The 25,455-nt window shown below is 45.2% G+C and carries 19 protein-coding genes; 7 read left to right on the top strand and 12 right to left on the bottom strand.

Annotated elements, in window-relative coordinates:
- Positions 1–272: 272 nt before the first annotated feature.
- The 3 genes from BM210_RS09295 (at position 273) to BM210_RS09285 (ending at position 9,142) form a co-directional block, all read left to right on the top strand.
- Positions 273–4,988, top strand: coding sequence for a helix-turn-helix transcriptional regulator (locus tag BM210_RS09295; protein ID WP_091167293.1), 4,716 nt, complete (start codon positions 273–275; stop codon positions 4,986–4,988).
- 399 nt (positions 4,989–5,387) lie between these two features.
- The gene (locus BM210_RS09290) at positions 5,388–7,613 is read left to right on the top strand and encodes a ribonucleoside-diphosphate reductase subunit alpha (protein WP_091167291.1); all 2,226 of its coding nucleotides are present in this window, start codon (positions 5,388–5,390) and stop codon (positions 7,611–7,613) included.
- A gap of 491 nt (positions 7,614–8,104) precedes the next feature.
- Positions 8,105–9,142: a ribonucleotide-diphosphate reductase subunit beta gene (locus tag BM210_RS09285; protein WP_076233401.1), complete on the top strand. Its 1,038-nt coding sequence runs from the start codon at positions 8,105–8,107 to the stop codon at positions 9,140–9,142.
- Positions 9,143–9,401: 259 nt separating this feature from the next.
- Here BM210_RS09285 and BM210_RS09280 read toward each other — a convergent pair whose 3' ends face one another.
- Positions 9,402–11,138, bottom strand: a complete 1,737-nt coding sequence (locus BM210_RS09280; protein ID WP_256223419.1) for a diguanylate cyclase — start codon at positions 11,136–11,138, stop codon at positions 9,402–9,404.
- Positions 11,139–11,173: 35 nt separating this feature from the next.
- Complete coding sequence (locus BM210_RS09275; RefSeq protein ID WP_091167290.1) at positions 11,174–11,548, bottom strand: response regulator; 375 nt, start codon at positions 11,546–11,548, stop codon at positions 11,174–11,176.
- 216 nt (positions 11,549–11,764) lie between these two features.
- On the opposite strand from BM210_RS09275, the gene BM210_RS09270 reads away from it, so the two are divergent.
- On the top strand, positions 11,765–12,148 hold the full coding sequence (locus tag BM210_RS09270) for a hypothetical protein (protein WP_091167288.1): 384 nt from the start codon (positions 11,765–11,767) through the stop codon (positions 12,146–12,148).
- A 45-nt stretch (positions 12,149–12,193) separates the two neighbouring features.
- Here the strand turns inward: BM210_RS09270 and BM210_RS09265 are convergent, their stop codons facing one another.
- The 6 genes from BM210_RS09265 to BM210_RS09240 all read right to left on the bottom strand — a co-directional run bounded on the left by BM210_RS09265 (position 12,194) and on the right by BM210_RS09240 (position 18,730).
- Positions 12,194–12,961, bottom strand: a complete 768-nt coding sequence (locus BM210_RS09265) for a LamB/YcsF family protein (protein ID WP_091167287.1) — start codon at positions 12,959–12,961, stop codon at positions 12,194–12,196.
- 155 nt (positions 12,962–13,116) lie between these two features.
- A complete protein-coding gene (locus BM210_RS09260; RefSeq protein ID WP_076233392.1) occupies positions 13,117–13,404 on the bottom strand; it encodes a CD3324 family protein in 288 nt (95 codons plus the stop codon).
- Positions 13,405–13,965: 561 nt separating this feature from the next.
- Positions 13,966–14,754 carry an alpha/beta hydrolase gene (locus BM210_RS09255; protein ID WP_091167285.1) on the bottom strand — a complete coding sequence of 263 codons (789 nt, stop codon included), beginning with the start codon at positions 14,752–14,754 and terminating at the stop codon, positions 13,966–13,968.
- 196 nt (positions 14,755–14,950) lie between these two features.
- A complete protein-coding gene (gene hisC, locus BM210_RS09250) occupies positions 14,951–16,069 on the bottom strand; it encodes a histidinol-phosphate transaminase (protein WP_091167283.1) in 1,119 nt (372 codons plus the stop codon).
- A 162-nt stretch (positions 16,070–16,231) separates the two neighbouring features.
- On the bottom strand, positions 16,232–17,056 hold the full coding sequence (locus BM210_RS09245; protein ID WP_091167281.1) for an eCIS core domain-containing protein: 825 nt from the start codon (positions 17,054–17,056) through the stop codon (positions 16,232–16,234).
- A gap of 87 nt (positions 17,057–17,143) precedes the next feature.
- Complete coding sequence (locus BM210_RS09240) at positions 17,144–18,730, bottom strand: bifunctional metallophosphatase/5'-nucleotidase (protein WP_091167279.1); 1,587 nt, start codon at positions 18,728–18,730, stop codon at positions 17,144–17,146.
- A 283-nt stretch (positions 18,731–19,013) separates the two neighbouring features.
- Here BM210_RS09240 and BM210_RS09235 point away from each other — a divergent pair, with 283 nt between their 5' ends.
- Positions 19,014–19,982 (top strand): phosphate/phosphite/phosphonate ABC transporter substrate-binding protein, encoded by a 969-nt coding sequence (locus tag BM210_RS09235; RefSeq protein ID WP_091167278.1) that lies wholly within the window; start codon positions 19,014–19,016, stop codon positions 19,980–19,982.
- A gap of 120 nt (positions 19,983–20,102) precedes the next feature.
- Here the strand turns inward: BM210_RS09235 and phnE (BM210_RS09230) are convergent, their stop codons facing one another.
- The 3 genes from phnE (BM210_RS09230) to phnC are packed head-to-tail and all read right to left on the bottom strand — an operon-like array spanning position 20,103 to position 22,461.
- Positions 20,103–20,900 (bottom strand): phosphonate ABC transporter, permease protein PhnE, encoded by a 798-nt coding sequence (phnE, locus tag BM210_RS09230; protein ID WP_091167276.1) that lies wholly within the window; start codon positions 20,898–20,900, stop codon positions 20,103–20,105.
- Positions 20,897–21,691 (bottom strand): phosphonate ABC transporter, permease protein PhnE, encoded by a 795-nt coding sequence (gene phnE / locus BM210_RS09225; protein WP_091167275.1) that lies wholly within the window; start codon positions 21,689–21,691, stop codon positions 20,897–20,899. Before phnE (BM210_RS09225) ends, phnE (BM210_RS09230) begins: the two co-directional genes overlap by 4 nt.
- Positions 21,691–22,461, bottom strand: coding sequence for a phosphonate ABC transporter ATP-binding protein (phnC, locus tag BM210_RS09220; RefSeq protein WP_091167273.1), 771 nt, complete (start codon positions 22,459–22,461; stop codon positions 21,691–21,693). The genes phnE (BM210_RS09225) and phnC overlap by 1 nt, the downstream gene beginning before the upstream one ends.
- A gap of 275 nt (positions 22,462–22,736) precedes the next feature.
- Here phnC and BM210_RS09215 point away from each other — a divergent pair, with 275 nt between their 5' ends.
- Complete coding sequence (locus BM210_RS09215) at positions 22,737–23,687, top strand: aldo/keto reductase (RefSeq protein WP_091167272.1); 951 nt, start codon at positions 22,737–22,739, stop codon at positions 23,685–23,687.
- Between the two features lie 91 nt (positions 23,688–23,778).
- On the top strand, positions 23,779–24,708 hold the full coding sequence (locus BM210_RS09210) for an aldo/keto reductase (protein ID WP_091167271.1): 930 nt from the start codon (positions 23,779–23,781) through the stop codon (positions 24,706–24,708).
- Between the two features lie 311 nt (positions 24,709–25,019).
- Here BM210_RS09210 and BM210_RS09205 read toward each other — a convergent pair whose 3' ends face one another.
- The gene (locus BM210_RS09205; RefSeq protein WP_091167269.1) at positions 25,020–25,445 is read right to left on the bottom strand and encodes a chemotaxis protein CheW; all 426 of its coding nucleotides are present in this window, start codon (positions 25,443–25,445) and stop codon (positions 25,020–25,022) included.
- Positions 25,446–25,455: the final 10 nt, after the last annotated feature.

The raw sequence follows: 25,455 nt of genomic DNA, 5'->3' as shown, positions 1-25,455 counted from the left end.
ATTCCTTTAAATGTAGCACATACACGAGCCACAAACCAATTTTTCACGTTAATGTCACACTTCAATTTCCTAGCTTGGTCCCGCAGCCAATAAATATCCGAAAGCAGTTTGCGCTCGTCCAAAAAGTGATCACCGATAACAAGATTTTCAAAGATTTGGAACCGCCAAGAACCATAAGAAGATAAATCGGCACATAACGATTTTATTTTCTTGTCTACTCTCATGTGCTACTATAGAGTAACTAACTACATGAATAATTAGGTGATACTCATATGCTTACTTTTAATGGATATACTTGCGCGAAATTAGTTGCCCAGCACGAAAAGTATATCCTTTATCGAGGTTATGCCCATACTGAGGGTCCCTATGTCTTAATCAAAGCTCTTACATCAGTATCTCCTCATATTGATGACATTACAAAGCTGATTCACGAATACGAAATTTCCAAGGGTTTGGTACTGGACGGTATCCTCCAATCAGTTGGTTTAGAGAAACAAGGAGCCCAGCTTGCTCTCATTATGGAGGATTTCGACGGCATCCCCCTCACAGCCTACCTTCAATCGAAACCAGTATCCACTCTAGTGTTTTTTCCTATAGCGATTCAGCTTAGCAGAGCTCTTAGCGAGCTTCATCATCATCAACTTATTCACAAAGATATTCATCCCGGTAACATCCTGATAAATCCTGATACTCTAAAAGTGAAGCTATGCGGATTGGGTCTTACCACCAGTCTAGTCTTGGCTCATCAGGCATATGAAGGAACACCAGCTTATATGTCGCCGGAACAAACAGGAAGAATGAACCGTACGGTAGATTATCGATCTGATCTTTATTCTCTGGGAATTACTTTATATGAGATGCTGTCAGGCCGTGTTCCTTTTCAAGCTCAAGACCCGATTGAATGGATTCACGTTCATATTGCAAAAGAACCCATCCCGATTGACATATATAATGAAAAAATCCCCCCACTCGTTTCCAAGATCATTATGAAGCTGATCGCCAAAAACATGGAAGAGCGGTATCAAAGTGCATATGGCCTATTAGTTGATCTGGAAGCTTGCTATAAACAATGGTCCGAAACAGGAAGCATCGCCAGCTTTGCGCTTGATCATGCCGGTCTGATCGGTAATTTTGATATTCCCCAAAAGGTGTACGGACGCGAACTGGAGACTTCTCAACTGTTGGAATGCTTTGAGAGATTCATAAATCTCGGTAATAAAGCAGCAGTGCTCATTACGGGACACGCGGGCATTGGTAAAACATCGTTAATCAAAGAAATATATAAACCGATCGTTGAACAAAAAGGGTATTTCATTTCCGGGAAATTCGTTCAATTGAATCGGAACATTCCGTATGAACCGATCATCCAAGCTTTCCGCGGCTTAATTGGAGGGATTTTGTCAGAGCATAGCGACAAGCTTGTTCTTTGGAAAGAGCAGCTTATTCAAGCACTGGGAACGAATGGAGCTGTCATTGCCGACGTTATTCCGGAGCTTAGACAAATTATCGGAATGATACCTCCAGCAGAAGTTTTGCTGCCTATCGAATCGCAAAATCGTTTACAGCTTGCATTTCGCCAATTTGTTCAAGTTGTTGCAAGCAAAGAACATCCGCTTGTTATTTTTCTAGATGATATCCAATGGGCTGATCCAGCGTCTTTACAACTGCTGGAAGTTATCATGACGGACCCGCAAATTGAATATTTGTTTTTTATTGGCGCCTATCGGGATCATGAGGTTAGTAATTCCCATCCGACCGCCATACAAATGGACAAGCTGCTAAAGTCCGGTTTGTCCGTTCATACCATTCAATTGAGTCCAGTACCCTTGGCTGAGCTGAACAGGATGGTTGCAGATACACTGTATTGCGAAGTTCAGGAATCGTGGGACCTGGCAGCCGCCCTGTTTCGCAAATCCTCCGGGAATCCGTTCTTCTTCAAGTTGCTGTTCGAATCTACTTATAAGGAGCAATTTCTAACCTTTGACGCTTGCGATCATCTATGGAAATGGAATATGGAACGCATAGAAACTATCGAGCATTCCGATGAAATGCTGGAATTTATCATAGACAAAATTGGCAGACTGCCGAGCAGCACCCAAATCGTGTTGAGTCTTGCAGCCTGCTTGGGCAACCAGTTTGATTTAAACATAGTCGCTGCCATGAATGAACAAGACTACTTCCAGGCTGCCGCAGACTTGAAGTCTGCTGTCATGGAAGGACTGATTCTACCTCTCAGTGAACCAGCAAGCCGCTTATTAGAAAGCTCTATCGGGATGAAGGCATCCGGGTATTTTCTAGACCAACCCTTGATGTATCAATTTATGCATGATCGGATTCAGCAAGCAGCTTATTCGATTATGGATGAGGAGCAGAGAATGCAGGCTCATCTCAAAGCAGGCACCTACATGCGTGAGCATGCTGATTTTATGGACAGTGACACAAGTTCGTTAGAAATAGCCAATCATTATAATCAAACCATCCATAGTGTCGTTTATGTGCCGCCTCGTGAGCTCCTTCTTGAACTTAATATCCTTGCAGGACGTAAAGCAAAGGCTTCATCTGCCTTTGAAGCAGCTTCCCGTTATTTTCAAATGGCCGTTCACTTCATTCAGGAGGACGCCTGGAGTATTAAGTTCGAATTTTGTTTTGAGATTTTTTTGGAGCACCTCGAGTGTCTTTATCTCGGCGGCAGCTCTGCCGCTGCGGAACTGCTTGTTGAGGCAATGCTGGAGAGGGCCCGCTGCCGAAGTGAACGCACCCAGGTTCGTCTCATCCAGCTTACGCATTACGTCAATATTGGGAGAAACGCCAATGCAATCACTATTGGTTTGGAAAGCTTGCAGGAGTATGGAATAGTTATTCCTCGCTATCCAAGTACTGAAGCCGTTATTCAGGAAAGAGAGGCTGCCCAAGAGCTGATCGACCAAAATATCCACATGCTATCCGATTTGCCAGAGGTGACCCAACCGGACATTTTGGCTGCAATGAATTTGATGCTCACCTTAGTACTCCCTACATTGGTTTCCGACAAGGATGTATACACCCTGCTTATTTCCAAATATATGGAACTTTCCTTTGAGCATGGCAGCTGCCCCGCTGCTCCTTTGGCCTATGGGTCATATGGGATTCATACAAGCTTTGTTCTGGGAAAATGTAATACCGGACTACAGCTAGCTAAAGCGGCCTATCGGCTTTCAGAGAAATATCAGATCCCATCTTACCAAGGTAAAATTCATTTTATGGTAGGCAAGGTGCTTAACCAATGGGAAGACAATGAAGGACATAACCAAGCTTATTGGATGCAAGCGATCCAATTGAGTATGAACTATGGAGATTTTATATATGCCCGCCTGGCAATGGCCGACCATGTGAATTATACGTATACACGCAAGAAGCTGGGTGAGCTGTACGATCTTGTTCAGTCCTACTTATCAACGATCGCCCAAACGGGGAATCTTTTACGCATTGTCACCTTTTATAATTACTTGCAGCTGATTTCCGATCTTCAAGGTCTAACCAACGACATGATCACTTTGGATATTAACCAATTGAATGAGCATAGCTCCGTTATTAATGAGTCTGGTGGAACGGAATTTACAGCGCTTCAATCATTCAGAAACTACACGTATAAAACTCAAATCCATTATTTACTCGGAAACTACTCACAAGCTGTTCAAGCAGCTGAATGTGCTGTTGCTTTCATCGAATATGCCTCGTTCCTCGCGCATCTGCCAGAGCATCATTATTATTATTCTCTGGCTATAAGCGCGGCTTGGGACACGTTTACGACTGTGGAGAAGCAGCAGCATTGGATCAAGCTTGAGCATTACCAATCAAAAATGAAACAATGGGCAGAAGTTAATCCTTCCTACTACATGCATAAGTATAAGCTAATTACTGCCGAGATGGCACGACTATCCGGAGATGAATCAACATCGATAACGATGTATCATGAATCGATCGTGGCGGCCCGTGATGGCGGCTATATCCAGAACGAAGCTATAGCAAATGAGCTTTTTGCAAAGCTGTATTTGGCTAAAGGAATCGTTAAAGTAGCCCGGGTTTACATGACCGATGCGTATGAAGGCTATATCAATTGGGGCGCACTGGTAAAAGCCCGTGATTTATTAAGCAAATATCCGGACCTTGTGTCTGCGAAGGAGACGATTCAACCTGAGTTTGTGATGAATATGACACTTGAAACCAAAGAATCCTCCGACTCTATCGATTTAGCCAGCATCTTAAAGGCTGCTCAATCCTTTTCCAATGAAATCGATCTGGAGCAGCTGCTATTTAAGCTGATGGGTATACTTATCGAAAATGCCGGGGCACAAAGAGGTTGTCTACTCGTCTCAGAAGGAACCTCCCTGCTCACCAAGGTTTACGTACAGGCAGGAGACAGCTTCCACACGTCTTTGGAATCAACTCCCTTGGATCGTTGTGAGTATTTGCCAACAGCTGTAATAAGCTACGTAAACCAAACTTTACAAGTCATTACCCTAGATGATGCACGCATGGATGTTCAATTCTCGGATGATATCTATATCGTCAAGCAGCAGCCCAGATCAATCCTATGTCTTCCCATTGTCAAGCCGGGCCATCCCACCTTGATTCTGTATCTGGAAAATAATCTAACGACTCATGCATTTACGGCGGATAGGATCGATGTATTACAAATGCTCTCATTTCAAGTTTATTTCGTGTTTACTTTGCTGCAATCATTTGGAAAAACTACGATTCCAATAGCGACCACTTCACCTAAAATACGTGCCTCTCTTGTTGAACCACTGACGGCAAGGGAGTTGGAAGTATTAAATTTAGTTGCTAAAGGAATGTCCAACCTGGAAATAGGTGACCAATTGGGTGTAGTTATTGGGACCGTCAAAAACCACATCCAAAATATATATGGTAAGCTGGACGTAAACAAAAGAACGAAAGCTGTCTCGCAAGCCAGGGAATTAAATCTATTGAATGATCCTATGCAGTAGGTCTAACCGACTATTTTTTATTTAGTCGATTTTCGGGTGTATTTACAACATATCGCTTTTTTATCCGTAAATGACCGATTATGACGAAATACAGCCATTTATTATAAAGTAAACAATTTCAGGACTATTTCAAGGGAAAATTAAGACATTGACACGACACCATATATTGAGGTAAATTCATTTTACAGCTTCAAAAGCAACTAGATCTTGTGTGAATCACTATCATATGTCATTTGTTTTGTCAATGTGTTTTGCACAAACTTTTTAACTCCATGCATGCAGCTGATGACTGGCATGTTCCTGTTTCGTTAACAGGACAACATGCTTTTTCCTTGTCTGGGAACAGACACCGTACCAAAATTCATCTTATTTTTGTTCAATGAAGGAGTAGATAGCACGATGATTATTGTCAAAAGAGATGGCACTAAAGAAGAGCTAGTATTTTCCAAAATGAAAAAGGTTATCGATTTCGCCAGTGAAACCTATCCGGAATGCGATCCGCTTGAACTGGAAACCGCCTTGCTGCCTTTATTTCGCAATGGAATTACCACCCAAGAAATTCAACGACTGCTCATACAAGTTGCTGTGGAAAAAACAAGCGTGGAGCAGCCCACCTGGCAATATGTTGCTGCCAAGCTGCTTGCGTATGATTTATATAAAGAAGCTCGCCTGAACCGCAAATATGGACATTTCGGCTATGGCGATTTGTACTCGCTGATTACATATTTAACCGATATGGGCTTATACGGGAAATATATTGTTGAGCATTATTCCCGCGAGGAAATTCAGGAGCTCGGTACTTACATCAAGCCTGAACGTGATTATTTATTAAATTACATTGGACTCAAGACATTGGCAGACCGCTACCTCATTCGCGGCCTTGACAAGGAAGTACTTGAGCTGCCTCAAGAGCTATTCATGGGTGTTGCCATGCATTTGGCCATGAAGGAAACGGACAAGCTCAAATGGGCGAAGCAGTTCTACGATGTGTTGAGCAATTTGGAAATGACCGTGGCTACGCCAACATTGGCTAATGCGCGCAAACCGCTGCATCAGCTGTCCAGCTGCTTTATTGACACCGTTCCGGACAATCTGTGGGGCATATACAATGTGGATCAAAGCTTCGCGCAGGTTTCCAAGCATGGCGGCGGTATGGGTATCTATGTGGGTAAAGTACGCAGCAAAGGCTCCAATATCCGCGGCTACAAAGGCGTCGCAGGCGGCGTTATTCCTTGGATCAAAAACTACAATAACACCGCTATTGCGGTTGACCAATTAGGTGTCCGCTCCGGTGCTGTCGCGGTTTATCTCGACGTTTGGCATAAGGACGTACTTGACTTCCTGAACCTGAAAACAAATAACGGCGACGATCGGATGAAGGCTCATGATATTTTCCCGGGCATTTGCATTCCCGATCTGTTCATGAAAACCGTTCAGGAACGTGGCAGTTGGTACTTGCTCGATCCACACGAGGTTCGCAAGGTCAAGGGTTATTCCATTGAAGACAGCTGGGGTGAAGAATGGGAACGTCGTTACCTGGAGTGCGTCAACGATGACAAAATTTCCAAAGACGAAATTCCGGCAATTGATATCATGAAGCGTATTATGACCAGCGCATTCGAAACCGGCACACCGTTCCTGTTCTTCCGTGATACGGTTAACCGTGCCAACCCAAACAAACATGCCGGCATGATTTACTGCTCCAACCTATGCACCGAAATTTGCCAGAACATGAGCCCAACCGAGCTGCTGCAAACCCAGCACGAGGACGGCATCATTACCAATCAAGTCAAAAGCGGCGATTTCGTCGTCTGCAACCTGTCTTCACTTAACCTGGGCCGCGCGTACACAAAGGAAGATATCGAGCGTGTCGTAACCACCCAAATGCGGATGATGGACAACGTAATCGACTTGAATTACTATCCAGTCCCGCAAGCTGAAATTACGAACAAAAAATACCGTGCTGTCGGTCTCGGCTCAAGCGGCTATCACCAAATGCTTGCACAGCTCAAAATCCTGTGGGAGACCGATGATCACGTCGCCAAAGCTGACGAGGTTTATGAATGGATGAACTATTACGCCGTTAAAGCCTCCATGGAAATCGCCAAGGAAAAAGGCGCCTTCCGTGCATTCGAGGGCAGCGAATGGCAAACCGGCGCTTACTTCGAGTCCCGCGGCTACAACAGCCCTGAATGGCTGGAGCTGAAGGAACAGGTCGCTAAATACGGCGTCCGTAACGGCTGGATGTTTGCTATCGCACCAACAGCGTCTACATCATTGATTGCCGGCTCCACAGCAGGCATCGATCCTATCTTCAACAAATTTTTCGTCGAAGAGAAGAAAAACGCCGTTATCCCGCAAACAGCACCTAATCTTAATGCTGAAACGATGTGGTACTATAAAGAAGCCCACTTGATCGATCAGCTGTGGAGCATCAAAGCCGCAGGCGTTCGTCAACGCCATATCGATCAGGCTCAATCGTTCAATCTTTATATCACACCTGAGCTGTCCGCAAAGGAATTCCTGGAGCTGTATATGGCTGCCTGGGAAAACGGCCTGAAAACCGTCTACTATGTCCGCAACAAAAGCTTGGAAGTCGAAGATTGCGTGAGCTGCTCCGCTTAAGAATAATAGTAAAAGCAACAATTGGGAACCAATAACTCCAGGCAGTTCTAGCACTTGATCCTGAACTGGGTCTTGCAGCAGCGTAGCGTACTGCTCCGCTCTTATCTTGACTGTGGTTCTGCCTCTAGTTCTTGTCTGGTTCTTGCACTGGGTCTGGGTCTTGCAGCAGCGTAGCGTACTGCTCCGCTCTTGACCTTAGTCACTTGAACTACACTCTCTTGACCTGCACCAACCGTTGAGCGTGTATCCCCGTAGGGGTACGAAAGCGAGGATACCACCAACCTTACCGCTCCAACCATCACAGCACTACAGTTAAGCGTGTGGCCCGCAGTTGGGATTTGGACTCTGGCGTCAGACAGAGTCCAAGTCCCAACTGCGGGTCACGAACGCGAGTACCAACACACATAGCAACTCTCCCGTCAGAGGGGGTCCAGGGGGCAGCGCCCCTTGGGGTCCCCCTCTCAGGGGGATTTAGGGGGTAGGCATCCACTTTGGATCTCAAAAAAAAGAAACTGTTCAACGAACACGGTGACCGTGATTGGGGCAAACGCCGAATGATTGGCGGCAATACCACGAACCTGATTGAGCTCAATAATGTTAAATACGATTGGGCCACGAAAATGTACCGCAACATGATGAATAACTTTTGGATTCCCGAGGAAATTCCTTTGGCACAGGACGCTAAGGACTATAAATTTCTTTCACCGCATGAGCGCCAAGGGTATGATAAGATTATCAGCTTCCTGATTTTCCTGGACTCCCTGCAAACGTCCAATTTACCTAACATCAATGAGTACATCACCGCGCCTGAAGTTAATTTGTGCCTGACCGTCCAAACCTTTCAAGAGGCTGTACATAGCCAGAGCTATTCCTACATCTTGGACAGTGTATGCTCAGCAGAAGTTCGTGACGATATTTACAATCAATGGCGGGAAGATAAACATCTGCTGCGCCGCAATCGCTTCATCACCGACCTGTATGAGAAATTTATCGACGATTCTTCAACAGTTAACTTGCTGCGTGCGATCATGGCCAACTATATTTTGGAGGGCATTTACTTTTACAGCGGCTTTAGCTTCTTCTATTCGCTCGGCCGTCAAGGTAAAATGCTGGGTACCGTATCCGAAATCAAATATATTCAACGTGACGAGCTAACCCATTTGGCATTGTTCCAGAACATTTTCCGGGAAATTCGTAAGGAAAATCCCGAAATCTTTACGAACGAGCTCATCGAGGATTTGCGCCAAATGATGAAAACCGCCGTTGAGCACGAAATCGAATGGGGCCAATATATTACGAATGATATGATGAACGGTCTGAGCAATGAGATCATCGATCAATATATCAAATATTTATCCAACGAGCGCCTGAAGATGCTCGGTCTGGAAATCCTCTACCCTGAGGTCGTTGAGCATCCGATGAAATGGGTCGAAAACTTCAGCAATATGAACAGCATGAAGACCGACTTCTTCGAACAAAAAGTAACCAACTACAGCAAATCCTCCAGCTTGAACTGGGATGATCTATAAGGCCTGCTGTATTCAGTTCTATGCAGGACAGCATACAAATAAGACCCGTGCGGCCGACGATGGCTGACATGGGTCTTATTTGTATGAGTGTAGGTCTAACGGAGTTCGCAGCATTTATCCCAAGAATCTTTCCCCATATTACCAAAAAGCAACAAGCCCCGATTTATCACTTGAAGCATAGTGAACGCGGCTTGTTACTATCTCGAATATTTTGTTGGTTAATCAAGTCAAGTCTGCTGGTTTTGGATTCCACTGCTCTCTACACAAGCTCCAGCAGCTGCTTAACTTTGACTTCCAGCTCAACCATGGAAAATGGCTTATGCATATACGTGTCAACGCCCAGCTGAAGCCCTCTGGTCAAGTCCTCCTCGCGGCTGCGTCCGGATAGCATCAATATCCGCAAATCATCCTTTTTGCTTGATTCTTCCTTCATTCTTTCCAACATCTCAAAGCCGTCCAGCCTTGGCATCAAGCCATCCAGTATACACAAGTCAACCGGCTGACTTTTCAAAATCAAATAGGCCTCTTCTCCATCGACCGCCTCCATAAAATCAACAGGAAGATGCTGCAGCTTGGATACAAGTATGGAACGGAGAATCCGATCGTCGTCGGCAATTAATATCTTCTTTTTGCGTTCCTTCAGAGGAGCCTCTCCCACACCCGCAGCAGCAGACATCCCATTTGCATAAAGCAGGACTCCGTTCCGCCCATTTTGCTTAGCTGTATACATCGCATCATCGGAATTTTTGATCCATTCTTCTACCGTCATCCCATTTGACCATTCGCAAACACCTGCTGAAAAGGTAATGTGAAAGCCTTGCCCTTCATTCTGGGCTACTGGTCCACTCCTGGCATGCTCCAATATGGATTCAATTGCTTTTAACGCATGTTCCCCTGACATCCCCGGTAAAACAATGACGAACTCTTCTCCTCCGAACCTCGCCAATACATCGGTAGACCTTAAGTGGTTTTGCAATAAATGTGCCAAGCCTTGTAGAACGAGATCGCCAATATGATGCCCATAGGTATCATTGATTGACTTGAAGCGATCAATATCGATAAATACAAGAGACATCGGTGATGGATAACGTTCAATGCGCTGAAGCTCAACTTGTACCTGATGGTCAAAATAACGCCGGTTATATACACCTGTCAATGGATCACGAAAAGCCATCTGTTCAAAGTCCTTGGTTCGCTTCAGCAAGCTGTACACACGGGCACTTAATTCCTCATATTGAAACGGTTTTGTTATAAAATCATCCGCACCTAAATAGAAGCAGCGAACTTTATCATGAATATGATTACGCCCTGAAAGAACGACAAGCGAAATCCATTTTAGTGTAGGATCTTCTTTTACAAATTCGAATAGCTCATAACCAGATTGCGGGTGCATCATCAAATCCAGTAAAATCAGATCATAGGTAAATTCCCTAAGTAATTTTTGAGCTTCAGCTACATCTCTGGCCTCGTCAACCTCATAACCTTCCAGCTTAAAGCGGCGAACCAAATAGGAGCACAGCACATCGTCATCATCGATGACAAGCAATCTGCTTCCCAAAGCCATCATAGGTACGCGTTTGCTCATCTGCTCCTGCTGCTCATCCAAGTCTAGCTCCTGCTCATAAATATCAAGCTCCATCGACAACTGCTGCATCAAGTCTGTACTCCCAGCAAGCGATGTTTGAAACTCATTCTTAATTAAACCTTCCTGATTGACTGAACGTTCCAAGTCCTGGGCCCACTCCCAACGACGCACGAGCTTTTCGGCAATTGACCCAATGCGAATAAAGCCAAACATCGGTGCACTTCCCTTAAGCGTATGGACAAGCCGATAAAGCCTAAGAGCAATATCCAGGTTCATATCCGCTTCCTGTATCATACTCAGTTCACTGAGTTGAACCAGCTGCTTGCGTAGTTCTCCTATATATTTTTTCCGGCCTTCCTTCATCAGCTTTTCTTCTCTACGAATACGTTCCTCAGGTGTCGTTTGCCGCAAGACCTTTCACATCCAGTCACTTTATTATTCTTGAATTAGCTTTCTATTAATTGTTGTACCGTATCTACCAGCTGCAGTGGGCTGAAAGGCTTCACGATATAAGTGCTCACCCCAGCAGTACGAGCCCGATCACGGTCCTTGTCCAGCGCCTTAGCAGTTAATAAAATAACCGGTGAATGCTGATTGGGATTTTCATTGTTGCGAAGCCACTCACAAACCTCTACACCCGTCAGCTCCGGCATCATATAATCGAGAATGATTAAATCATATTTGTTGCTTTTTATATGGTCCAAGGCTTCTTTACCATCCGCTGCTTCTGTAATATGATAACCTTCGTCCGCGAGAGTTTCAGTTAATAAAAAGCGCAGTGACATTTCATCATCGGCTAATAAAATGTTATAATTGGACATTAACTTGATTCTCCCTATCTAAGTTTAAATTCACTTATAATAAGCTGTATTATAGCATTGTTTTACATTTATATGTAAAATTTTTATACTATAAATTTATAGGTAATAGTGCTTATTTTTACGCCTTAAGAACTATGTTAATATTAGAATATTGATGTTAATCATTATTAAAATAATTTAGTTAGATCGTTTGAACTATCTAGAGGAGTTGAGCATATGGATAATATTAACTACGTTATTAAAAAAGTATCTACCTGTATCACATTTGGCCAACCTGTCTCATCAGGCTCAGTAATGAGCCAACGTTTATCAGATCCCCGTATCCCCATTTCAGCCTATTATATGTCTATGAAAACGATAAATGAAATGGAGCATTATTACCATGAAGTTTGGTTAAAAAAGGAAGGACTCTTCGCCATAACCGAGGCATGGTATAAAGACTCCAGTGTATCACGCAAGCTTCTTCATGACAACCTTACCTTCGAACAGTTAAAGGAACTTTATGGTGAAGAAGAAGCTAACTCCGTCATATTGCGAATGACCGAGATTATCAAAAAATCGGAACGGGAGGACTGGCGTCCTCAATCTAGAAGGAGTTAAGCTGGAAACATGGCTTCAACCTCATTCATGCAAGAGCTGTTGCACTTATCCGCGCATTCCAGCAGCGGCTTGAAGTGTAACACCCTCCTGCACCAAGCGACCCGAAATCAGCTCCGCAAACATCGGGGCATTTGGTGTATCCCCATGTATACAGATGGTATCTGCCCTTACGCATATACTGCCCGTGTCAGTCACGACTTTACCTTCCTTAATCATACCAATCGCCTGAGTAACCGCTTGCTCTGCCTCTATCAGCACTGCGTTCGGCTCAGAGCGAGGCGTCAGTGTTCCATCAGCTCGGTACGTTCGATCGGCAAAAACTTCCTCTGCAACATGCAACCCCCTCTGCCTGCCTGCACGGATTAGCTCACTGCCTGCAAGACCAAATAAAATCAAGCTGGAATCGATACGATAAACCGCTTCGGCAATGGCTGTGGCCAATTCCGTGTCTACGGCCGCCATGTTGTACAAGGCGCCATGAGGCTTCACATGCTGCAGAACAGCACCCTCCGCGAGTACAAATCCCAATAAGGCTCCGACTTGGTAAATCACCATCTCATAGGCTTCGTCTGCTGTAATCTGCAGCTTACGCCTTCCAAAGCCAATAAGATCTGGAAGTCCAGGATGTGCGCCAATCGCAACTCCATGCTTGAGACACATCCGTACCGTCCGCTGCATAATCGCAGGATCACCGGCATGAAAGCCGCAGGCAATATTGGCCGATGTAATATGCTTCATCATCAATTCATCGCAATCCACTTGGTAAGAGCCAAAGCTTTCCCCCATATCACAGTTCAAATCCACACTTAGCATTCAACTCTTCCTTTCTTGTACGCAGTTTCCTTAACCGAGAGATGCAGCGATTGTTTGTAAAATGAAAAAAAGCCCTCCGGCTTTTTTCATAGTAGTCTTTTCAATTGCTTATATCCAGACCGGCTGTGAAGCAGCCGCATCAGCCTGCTATTATGCTAGTGCTGACGGGCAGTGGCACAGCGCGTTTTGACGATAATTTTACGTATGCTATCTTCGGATAAGTGGTAAGTTTGAATGAGCTCCAGAACAGTCGATCCGTTCTCATACAATCTATATATCTCATGATTGCGCCGCTGAATCGTTTGGCGGGTGCCGTTATTCTCACCCCAGCCAGCGCGTGTCTGTTCTTTTTTTGGAATGTAGATAATCTCGCCCTGAATATAGTCCTGAAGCTGCTTCAGCAGACTAGGGGGAAGAAAATCCCTTCCGTTCTTGTAACCCATAGATGAAATCCTCCTTCCGTGCTTTCATTGCAAGCGCCGCCGAGAAAGAGATAAGCATTTTCATCTTCACACCTCCTAAAATTAGAAAAAAAAAACACGATCGCCGTATCGTGCCTGAGAGTCCAACTATGTCATGTTCCATGTCAACGACGTCAGGTAACGGTGGTGGAAAAAATGCTTATTCAGTTCAGCCAAACCCCTTTAAATGCTGTGCCCTCAAACATTGAATGCCACTCCCTTCGTCTTGGTTTCATGAAACGTTTATTCGCATGTAATAACAACCTAATACAAACAAAATTATACATTATGTACGGTTGAAATGTCCACTACCGTATCGATCGGAAACATATAAAGGGAGGCTCTAAAGCCTCCCCGCCATTATGGAATCCCTGCTTACGCAGAGATCACCTCAGGTTGTAGAATCATTGTTCATGATCACTCCTTTCCTTGGTACGTTAGCGGGCCCGCTACAATATCTATTAACTCATATCATCATGTTTTGCTCAAGTTAAAGAACAATTATAACTATTTGTTCCTAATTGACCAGTAGCACAACTGCAGTTAAAACCCTTGCTTAGCCAACCAGATCGCGCAAGCATCCGTCCAAGCACGTACACCCACCTGCTCTTCTGCCAAGCCTAACCCATGACGCCCACTCTCATAAACATGCAGCTCAAACGGCACTTTGTGGTGACTAAGCGCCGAGGCAAACATCAGACTGTTTTCTACAGGAACAGCTGCGTCATCAGCCGTATGCCATAAGAAGGTTGGGGGCGTCTGTGCTGTCACCTGATTTTCGCTCGACAGCAGATCCACCAGCTGTGGATCTGCTGGATCACCTAATAGATTTGTGCGGGAGCCCATATGTACGAAGGAGGTAAAGCTGATGACTGGATAGCACAATACGAGCAGATCTGGACGGCAGCCTTCCCGTTCAATAGGGTCTTCAGCATTGGGGCGTCCACTGTCATAATGCGTTCCGCTGGCAGAAGCCAGATGCCCACCCGCCGAAAATCCGAGAATACCGACGCGAGTGGGATCAATATTCCATTCCTTCGCCTTGCTGCGAACGATTCGAATTGCGCGTTGTGCATCTGAAAGCGGGTTCGGATGCTGGTAAGGAGCTACTCGATAATGGACAACAAATGCGGAAATACCTAATGAATTCAACCACAAGGCAATCGGTTCTCCCTCATGATCCGCTCTGCGGGCATAACCGCCGCCAGGACATACGACGACAGCAGCCGTTGGTACTCCCCCCTCCACCAAGTAAGGCACAAGCGTCGGCGTATCTTCCGACTCCTTACCCAATGCATTCGGTGTACCCATCGGCCAAAGCAAAAGACTCATTTACATATCCTCCCTAATTGTGTGTATTCAAAAAGGCTACTTTTTGAACAACCTCTTATAGACTTATAAGCGTTTTAAGGTTGGGACTTCTTGATGCTGCGGAACGATTCAGCTGCACTGAAAAACGGTTCCAATCTCATGTGATCCCATGATCAAGCTACGCTTCGATCATACTATAGTATGGAGAACGTTTACACTACTTTTTACTTATTTGCAAAATCGTCTCCTGCAGCGCCTTAATCAAAAACTCATTGTCCTCCTTCGTCCCAACAGTGATCCTCACATGCTGCGGAAGGCCCCATATCACTCCATAGCGCACAACCACGCCCTTGGTTAAAAGCAGCTCATAATATCGTTTGCTCTCCGAACCGAGCTCTACAAGCACGAAATTGCTCATGCTCTTGATAAATGGCAGCCCCATTGCTGAGAAAGCTTCGTAGAGCTGCTCACGTCCGGCGCTATTGACCTGCTGCGATGCCTGCACATGTAAATCATCCGTAATCGCAGCAGAAGCGGCTGCTTGTGCCAAAGCATTGACGTTGAAGGGTTCCTTCACCTTGAGAATATGACTTATGATGGACTCCGGTGCAGCGCCAAAGCCGATACGAAGACCTGCCAAACCGTAAATTTTCGAAAAGGATTGCAGGACAACCACTGGATAACCTTTACGCACATAATCCAAGCCGTCTGCATAGTCATCTGCTGTTGCAAAGTGGCTGTACGCTGCATCGATCACGACTAGTATTCTTGGGGGCAGGGCTGAAAGCAGCTTGTCCATATCCTGCTTCGATAAATAGGTGCCTGTCGGATTGTTTGGGGTACATATGTAGAGAATCTTCGTACGCTCCGTTACTGCCGACAGCATCAAATCGATGTCATAGTCGTAGTTCTGATCAAGCGGTACAGCTACAACACCTGCATTCATCAAACGTGCGCCAAACTCGTATTCAGTAAATGATGGGCTCGGTACGATGATCTCATCCTCTGGCTCCAAAAAAGCTTCCGAAATCAACGAAATTAACTCATCCCCACCATTAGTGACAATAATTTGCCCTGATTGCAAATTTAATTTTGCGGCAATAGCAGCATTCACATCTTTGGCATCGGCGTCCGGATAACGATGAATTTCAGCCAAAAATTGCTGTACAGCCTGTATGCCTTTGGGTGAAGCCCCCAATGGATTTTCGTTGGAAGCAAGCTTCACCACCTTCGTTAATCCCAGCTCCCGCTGAACCTCCCAAATCGGTTTACCTGGGGTATAAGGCTTGATGCTTTGCAGCGCTTGACGCGGCTCAACCTGTGTTCTGTCTGACATATGACCAGCTCCTCATGCTTTATCACTACACTTAGATAATACATTAATGCGTTACTATAGTAAAGTATTTTTTACAGTAATTTAATATCTTAACGGCAACTTAAAAAGAGCCTCCACCAGTGGAGACTCCTTTTACTATTAGCACGCACCACAAGAGATGCTCTATAGCTTTCGTCCGAAGCTTTCATAAGAAACTGTAATATGGGCATCGGCAATCGTTCTGGGTACAATATTGTTTTTCTTCAACAGCTTTTTGACCTGCGTATCATAGTCAACCCTGCCTCTGGGGTGAGATTTGGTCGTAGCCACATGCTCCTCACCATCATACTGAAACTCGTGCACGACGCCACCAGTGTCTGTATATGATCCGGTAATATTTTTTACGTAAATTTCGGTCTGCTGAAGCTGAATGACACCACCTTCAGTTTTCATCTGGACCGCTTGCTGGCCCATCCGGTCAGCTTCTGATTCCAAAGCAGCATCGTCATTAATGGAGACTCCGCTCTTCGCCTGCATCGTCGGGTTAACCCGCCCCTGCTTTTGTTGAACAACATGCCAGGCTTCATGCGGCAGATGTTTTTCCTGACCCGGACCCAAATGAATGTCAGCGCCCTGCGCATAGGCCAATGCATTAAGCTCTTGCGGCTTCGAGGAATTGTAATGAACTTTCACATCGTCCATTCCCATTCCAGATAAGCTTTCTACACCTTCCTTTAACTGGCTCGGCATTCCGTGCTTTTCCTTGTCGGCCTCTTTTTCCAGAGGTTCCATTCTGCGTTGAATTGCAGCTCTCGAACGCATCAACTGGGCAACAGCCTTATTGCCTATCGTTTGTTGGAGCTGCATAACCTCCGCCGGAGATACGGGCTCATGCATAGAAGTCATGGAACCGTTGTGCTGCCGCCGCTCCTCAAGCTGCTGCTGCGGTTGTCCGAATGAAGAAGCGCTCCTCGAAATCCGTCTTGCTTTTCTCGTATATGCAGGCATGGTTTATCTCCCTTTAAGGTACTCAGTATCCATACTTATTCGAGTAAATCCCACAAGTTCCCTGCTATAACTTGCCTATACTCCAAATTAATCCCAAACCACTTCCCAATTGCTGTTTAAGGCTGCTTCGATAGTGCCTTTTTCCATAATGTAGGATGCCAGCAGCTCAGCCATGTCCGTCGGAATATCCTTAACAATGGGCTTGCCATGAAACATCGTATAGTTTCCGCCCCCGCCAGCCCTGTAATTGTTCATCACCACGTCATAATGACTGTTCATATCCAAGGGATGCCCCTGGTAGCCCAAATCGAGCACACGCTCGCCTTCCGGCCGCGATATGTTAAGCTTGTAAGTTATCCCTTCCCACATATCATAATTGTAATGCTGCGGCTTAGGCTCGCTAAAGGCTGTACTTACTTGGACGGGACCACCCTCGTATTGGGCAAAATAGGATGCAGAATGCTCCAGCGCATCCTTAATGTCCTGTCCGCTCACTCTCAGCACCTGCAAAGTATTCGGATATATATAGTTCGATACAATATCTCTCATTGTAATATCAGTTGGGAACCCTGGAGAGATGTTATCGAACAAAGCTGTATTGGATATCGGTGCCCCTGAAAGCTCCATCTGTACCCTGTTAATAAACTCGATCAATGGATGCTCCTTTAACCGCAGTGCCATGGGGTCAGTAACCCGCATATCGCCCAGCAGCTTGCCGATCGGCTGATCCAGCCACTTTTGCGTTAGGGCTTCATGCGGCTGCAGAAGGTCTACAATCTCTGCTTTCGGCTGAACGCCAGCAGGAGATAACAGCTCGGAGGTGGACTCCAGAACACGCCAACCGTTCTCTGTATGCTCCATATGAAGCTGCACCTTCCCAAGAAATGCTCCCTGACTTCCTGGTTGCATGATCGTGACTCCATTGAGGCTTTTGCCTGCAATCGACCGGTGCTGATGGCCGGTAAGCAGCACATCAATACCCTTCACCTCCTGACACAGCATATATCCTTGATTTTCTCCTGTTAACGGCTCCGTCGGTTCTCCTGTATCCAGATCACGCTCAAATCCGCCATGATAGGACACGACAACGACATCCGCCTTCTTCTCGTTTCGTAAATAAGCAACCCACTTCTGCGCGGACTCGACAGCATTGTCGAATCGCAGGCCCGCGATATGCTCAGCTTTTTCCCAATTCGGAATATAAGGGGTCGTTAATCCAAGAACGGCAACAGTTAGGCTGTTGTCGAAGGTTGTGAGTATGTAGGGCTGTCCAAAGTATGGCTCTCCGCTCTCGTTATCAACAATATTCGCACAAAGCCACGGGAATGCCGATTCCTTTACTGCTTTATTCAATAGGGGTAGCCCGTAATTGAACTCATGATTGCCAATGACAGCAGCGTCATAATGCAGCTTGTTTAGACAACTGATCATTGGATTAGAAGCTTCTGCATCCAGTCGGGCATGATGATAAGCAAGAGGCGTACCTTGGATCAAATCCCCGTTATCGATTACAAGGACTGCCTCCTGATTGGCCTTTTCTTTTTCAATTAAAGTTGCGATTCGGGCAAATCCAATTTCGGCAGACTCATTATTTGCATATTGAATGGGCAGCATAAAGCCGTGCAGGTCACTTGTTTGCAGGATGGTTAAAGTCTTCTGTACGGATGTATTCATTAAATGGATGGCTCCTGTCGATTATGGGATATTGTAAGAAATAATCTTTCTACATACTATAACAAACAATTCCAAGATGCTTCAAGGTAAGGCAGCTCTTCATTTTATTGTCTCCGATTTCCCTATCATCATATGTAATATATAAAATATTCAGTTCATGGAATAACTAACGCAAATATAACGTGTTAATCATAAATTCATAAATTATTTACTGCCCTCTTGGATATATTATGCTATAGTAGAGGCAGCTTGTATTTTACAATTAACAGGAGGTCAAAAAGACATGTTTAAAAAATTTGCATCCTTAAGCCTGACGCTGGTTCTTACCGCGGGAATCGCAGCAGCTTGTGGGCAGACAGCAGCACCGACACCAGCACCAGCAGCAACACCTGCTCCAACTCCAGCACCAGCCGCAAAAGGGTATGCACCTAAAGAATTAAATGTACAATTCGTACCTTCCCAAAGCGCTGAAACCTTGGAAGCCAAAGCAAAGCCACTTGAAAAGCTGCTTGGCGATAAGCTTGGTATTCCAGTCAAAGTAACGATCTCCACTAACTATAACACGATCATTGAAGCTATGGCTTCCAAAAAAGTAGATATCGGTTTCTTGCCTCCAACAGGCTATGTATTGGCTCATGACGATAAAAAAGCAGTTGATTTATTGCTTCAAGCTCAACGTTATGGCGTTAATGATGAAACCGGACAAGAAGATAAAACAAAGCTTGTTGATTCCTACAAATCGATGATTATCGTCAAAAAAGATTCCCCAATCAAGACGATTGAAGATCTAAAGGGTAAGAAAATAGCTTGGCAGGATGTAACATCCTCCGCCGGTTACATCTATCCAGGTCTTGAACTGAAAAAGAAAAACATTGATCCTGATAAAGACGTTAAAGGCATCGTCGTTAAAGGTCACGATAAAGGCGTGTTAGCCGTATTAAATGATGAAGTTGATGCAGCGGCAGTGTTCCAAGATGCTCGCTTGAACGTTGTTAAGGATATTCCAGATGTATTCTCCAAAACACGCGTTCTGTTCTTCACCGCTCCGATTCCTAATGATACGATCGCTGTTCGTACTGACATGAGCGATGAATGGCGCAAGAAAATTTCCGATGCTTTCATTGCTATCGGTCAAGATCCAAAAGGTCAAGAAATCATTTATGAAGTATACTCCCACCGCGGCTACACAACATCTGATGACAGCAAGTTCAATGTTGTTCGTGATGCTAACAAGCAAATGGGCGGCAAGTAATCACAACAAAAAAACCGTATCCACAGGACTTTCCTGCGCGATACGGTTTTTTGTTGACCATTTATTAAGTACATGAGCCAAGAGACAGCGCAGTAAGAAATGATTACTGCGCTTCCTCCATTAAATAATACGTTTACGAATGTAACCCGATATCAAATCAATGACCGTAACCATCACAATAACACCGAGTAGAATAATGCCGACACGAGACCAACTACGAGCTTCCAGCGCAAATATAAGCGGAGTCCCGATTCCCCCAGCCCCAATCACGCCGAGGATCGCTGCAGAACGGATGTTGATTTCAAAACGATATAAGGCAAACGATAGAAAATCGGGCATCACCTGAGGAATAACAGCAAACCATAACGTTTGCATCTTGTTAGCACCACAAGCTGTTAACGCCTCTGTAGGGCCATGATCCAAATTTTCAATCGCTTCGGCGTACAGCTTACCGAGCATACCGATGGAATGTACACCCAATGCTAATGACCCCGCATAAGAACCAGGTCCAACGGCTTTAATAAATATAATCGCCATCACGACCTCTGGAAATGTACGGATCGCACTCAGCATAAACTTCCCGCTGCTCGTAGCCCATTTTGCCTTCCCCTTCGCACTAGCAGCCCAGAAAGCAAACGGTATACATAGAACTGCTGAAATCACTGTCCCCAGAACAGCTATCGCAGCGGTTTCCAACAGCCCGCGCAGCAAATCCTCGCCCTCAGGCAAATAAACAAAATTCCAATCCGGATGCAGCAAACCGCGCAGAATGGCCATCGATACCTGGCTTGCTGTCGCTTTAATTCCGCTGAACTCAAGCCCGGAAAATCCCCACACGATTAATATAATCGTAACTAACCAAATCGCCCAGTAGCGAATGCGACGGCCAACACTTACTTTCATCGTCTCTGGCTTCATAGCAGCTTCTCCCGTAACTTCGTACTCACATAATCAATGATCAGCACAACCACAAATATAAGTAATATAACCGTAGAGGCCTGATCATATCTCAAACGATCCAAGGCGCGTTGTAACAGCAATCCAATGCCTCCGGCTCCTACAAAACCCAGAATGGTAGCAGCACGCACGTTGACTTCAAAAGTATAGAGCACAAATCCAGCGAATTGAGCGGTAACCTGAGGCAATACACCGAAGCGAATCCACTGCAGCTTATTCGCACCGACCGCTGTCATCGCTTCTGGAGGCCCTGGATCAATAGACTCGATAGACTCATAAGTAAGCTTGGAGACAAGCCCAAACGAGAAAAAGGCAAGTGCTATCGTTCCCGCCAATGCGCCGTATCCGACAATTGCGGCGAATACGCCTGCATACATCAGGTCAGGAATCGTACGGACAAAATTCAATATAAAACGGGCAGCAGCGCTTAATACAGGCACACGCGTCACATTGCGGGCCGCCAGAAAAGAAATTGGGATCGCAATCAGTGAGCCTACAACTGTACCTACAATCGCCATTCTAATCGTTTCCAGCATGGGTTCCCAACTCGTACTAAAGTAACTCCAATTCGGAGGATACATCTCGACGAAAAGCTTGCCCATCTCCGGAATACCTTCTATAAGCTCGGGTATCGAAACATTCGTCTTATACGCACTGGCAGCCAGGAGAATAAGAATCATGATGATGGAGAGATTCCTTTTTAATGACGATGGCTTCTGTAGAGCAGCGTGCTTCCCCTTGGATGGCGACATCAGGCTTCTCCCCCCAGCAGCTCATCCTTTTTGATTTCTCGTCCATAAATCTCGGAAAAACGCTCGTCCGTTGCTTCGGCAACCGGTCCATCAAAAACGACAGAGCCTGCACGTAAGCCAATAATACGAGTCGCGTACTCCCTGGCAAGATCAATAAAGTGAAGATTCACTATCGTAGTAATCCCCAAATCCTGATTAATCCGTTTTAGATCATCCATAACTTGGCGTGTTGTTAAAGGATCCAATGAAGCTACTGGCTCATCTGCCAAAATAATCTTGGCCTCCTGCGCCAGAGCACGGGCAATTGATACACGCTGCTGCTGACCACCAGACAGCTCATCGGCACGTGCATAAGCTTTTTCCCGAATATTTACACGTTCCAATGCCTTTAGAGACAGCTCAATATCGGCTTGCGGAAACAACCCAAGCATAGTGCGGAGTGTAGAATGATAACCTACACGACCTGATAGCACATTCCGTAAAACGGAGACACGCTTCACCAAATTAAAGCTTTGAAAGATCATTCCGATGTTTCGACGCATACGTCGAAGCTGTACACCACGTGCTGCCGTAATCGAATTTCCATCGATCAATATCTGACCATCGGTTATTTCATGAAGGCGATTCACGGAACGCAGAAGCGTTGACTTGCCCGCCCCTGACAAGCCTACGATAACAACGAATTCTCCTGGATGAATAGTTAAATTAATGTTATTCAAGCCGACGGTGCCATTGTTATACACTTTGGAAACATTTTGAAATTGGATCATGGGCTCTCCGTTTCTCCTCTCAAGATCAAACAAGCTAATTCGTAAAGATTCGACATAAAATTCAATTTTCCTCTTCTCATGATGTGATATGCATAAAACCTTATACAACCCATAATTTTATCAGATTTCAGCCGATTACGATATGATAATTTGTACCAAATTCTTTGTAACCTAGATAACCTAAAGGTAACTAGCTGATGTCAAGCACAGTTCTTCCTAAATCGAGTCGCTTTCATTATAATGAACATAAGCCAAATCGAAGGAGAGATTCAACTATGAAATATCGTAAGCTTGGAAAAAATGGTCCAGAAATATCCGTTATCGGCTTCGGATCCTGGGCAATTGGAGGCGCAGGCTGGGCTAGCGGATGGGGTGATCAAGACGATCAGCTATCTTACGACAGCGTACGCGCGGCACTTGACGCAGGAATTACCTTTTATGATACAGCGGCTGTATATGGTCTTGGTTACTCCGAAGAGATCATTGGTAAAGCCCTCAAGGGTGATCGCGATAAGATCGTACTCGCAACGAAATGCGGCCTTGTATGGGATGAGCAAAGAAATGTTTCCAAGAATGGCACCTACGATTCAGTCATTCGGGAAGCCGAAGCCTCTCTTAAAAGACTAGGTACTGACTATATCGACTTATATCAAATGCATTGGCCGGACACGGATACGAAAGCTCCAGCTGAGGAAACCATGCGGGCAATGGACAAGCTAATTCAAGACGGTAAAGTCCGCTATGCCGGAGTAAGCAACTATGATGTGCCATTACTGGAGCAATCGCTAGCTGTCAGGCACGTGGATTCGCTGCAGCCGCCATATTCCATACTAAGACCAAAGGCCGAGCAGGAGCTGCTTCCTTTTTGTCAGGAGAAGGGTATTGGCGTTGTTGGATACAGCTCGTTGACCTCAGGACTTCTGTCAGGCAATTATACGTATGATACTAAATTCGAAGCGAACGACTGGCGCTCGCGCAATGCAGCCCATACAGGTGAAAACCTGAGAAAGAACGTAGACAGAGCTGAAAAATTGAAGGTAGTGGCATCCCGCTATGATCTTACCCTTCCACAATTGGCCATTGCTTATGTATTGGCTCATCCGGCACTTACCAGCGCTATTGTAGGGGTACGCAAGCCAAGCCATATCTTAAGTGTACTGCCGGCGGTAGATGTTGCCCTAGATGAAGCTACCTTGGTCGAAATCCGTGCCATTGCTGCGCAATAAAGCTTACGACGCTAGTTTTCTACGAAAACTCTAAGGTTCACGCTTACGAAGTGAATTTTCCACGAAAATTTTTAGGAGGAATTACTTACTCATGAAATACAGAAAATTAGGAAATACAGATATTCAAGTTTCCGAAGTTACGTTTGGTTGTTGGGAGCTGGGTGGTGGGCAATGGGATAAGCAAAGCGATGAAATCAACATTAGTGCGATACAAAAAGCTTTTGATCTGGGCATCCACACGTTTGATACTGCCGAAGGCTACGGACAAGGACATTCCGAGGAAATTGTCGGACAGGCACTCGAGGGCAAACGAAAAGACTGCATTATCGCAACCAAGGTGTCTCCAGGTCACCTAAAGCCTGCAGATGTGCGCTCTTCAGCAGAAACCAGCTTAAAGCGCTTACGTGTCGATTATGTTGATATTTATTATATCCATTGGCCTAATAAGGATATCCCGCTGGCAGATACGTTATCCGAATTGAACAAACTTAAAGATGAAGGTCTGATTCGCGCCATTGGGGCGTCCAATTTTTCCATTGACCTGCTCAAAGAAGCAAGCAACTATGCACGTATTGATGTCATTCAGCCCGAGTACAGCCTACTTCATCGTGGGATTGAGCCCGAGATTATCCCTTATTGCCAGGAAAATAATATCGGCATCATGAGCTATAGCTCCATTGCTAAAGGCATCCTGACCGGGGCATTTCATAATGGCAAGGCCACAATCAAAGAAAACGATTTCCGTAATAATAGAAGATTGTTTCTGCCAGAGCATCTAGAGAAGGAACAGCCTTTGATTGATCTATTAACACAAATCGCCGAAGCTAAGCAGGTTACCTTGTCGGAAATAGCCATTAGCTGGCTGCTGCACCAACCTGCACTAACTTCCGCCATTGTCGGTACGCAAAATGAGAAGCATTTGGCAGAAAACACACGTGCTATTGACGTGAATCTAACAGTCGATGAGCTGAGACAGTTGGATCAAGTCAGTACACATGTGCTTTCTGGGATCGATATTTAGTTTACTTGGGTCTCGACACCATCTTGGTAGGTGTCGGGGCTTTTTTTTGATTAATCAAATACTGATCGGGCTTATCCAATACCACTGAAATTTGAACCTATATAAGATGAACTAAACATCATGACAGCAAAGAGTCGCTGCGAAAGCAGACCCCTCTTCCAATCGTTGTTGCAGCCAGATTCTTTTTATTCTTAGCCCCATAGGGGTAAGAATCCGTCTGCAAAGGCGAACACTTCGTTTCTCCAGAAGGGTCCGCTTTCTCCGCTCAGGCTGTGTGTTTCTTTTATTCATCTTATATAGGCTTGGCGGAATTACTCCTGTAATATATTTGTAAGATTTAAAATAAACACCAACCCAACTTCCGTGTGACCGACACCGGAAAAATAAGCGTTTTGCTTATTACCTGAATGATCAGGAGGCTCTTGAATATTAGAGAAGGACGTTACCTGATTGACCCTGTCTACAATAATTCCAACCATTTCACCCATGAAATTGACTACAACGATTCGTGTCTGCTTGTTATAGTCCTCCTCCATTAGATCGAAACGAGCCCGCAAGCTGATAATCGAAATGATCTTGCCTCTCAAATTGATAACACCTTTGATATAAGACCTCGTATTAGGGATGCAAGTAATAACTTGCATCTTGATGATCTCATGAATCTCATCGATTCTTAGCGCATATTGTTCACTGCCAATTCCAACCTCGATGTACTGATTCTGATGGGTGGTTATCATTATATTCACC

The sequence above is a fragment of the Paenibacillus sp. 1_12 genome (assembly GCF_900114475.1).
Taxonomy (GTDB): Bacteria; Bacillota; Bacilli; order Paenibacillales; family NBRC-103111; genus Paenibacillus_S.
Note: the sequence above shows the minus strand (reverse complement) of the source record. Positions and strands in the feature narration are given on the sequence as shown.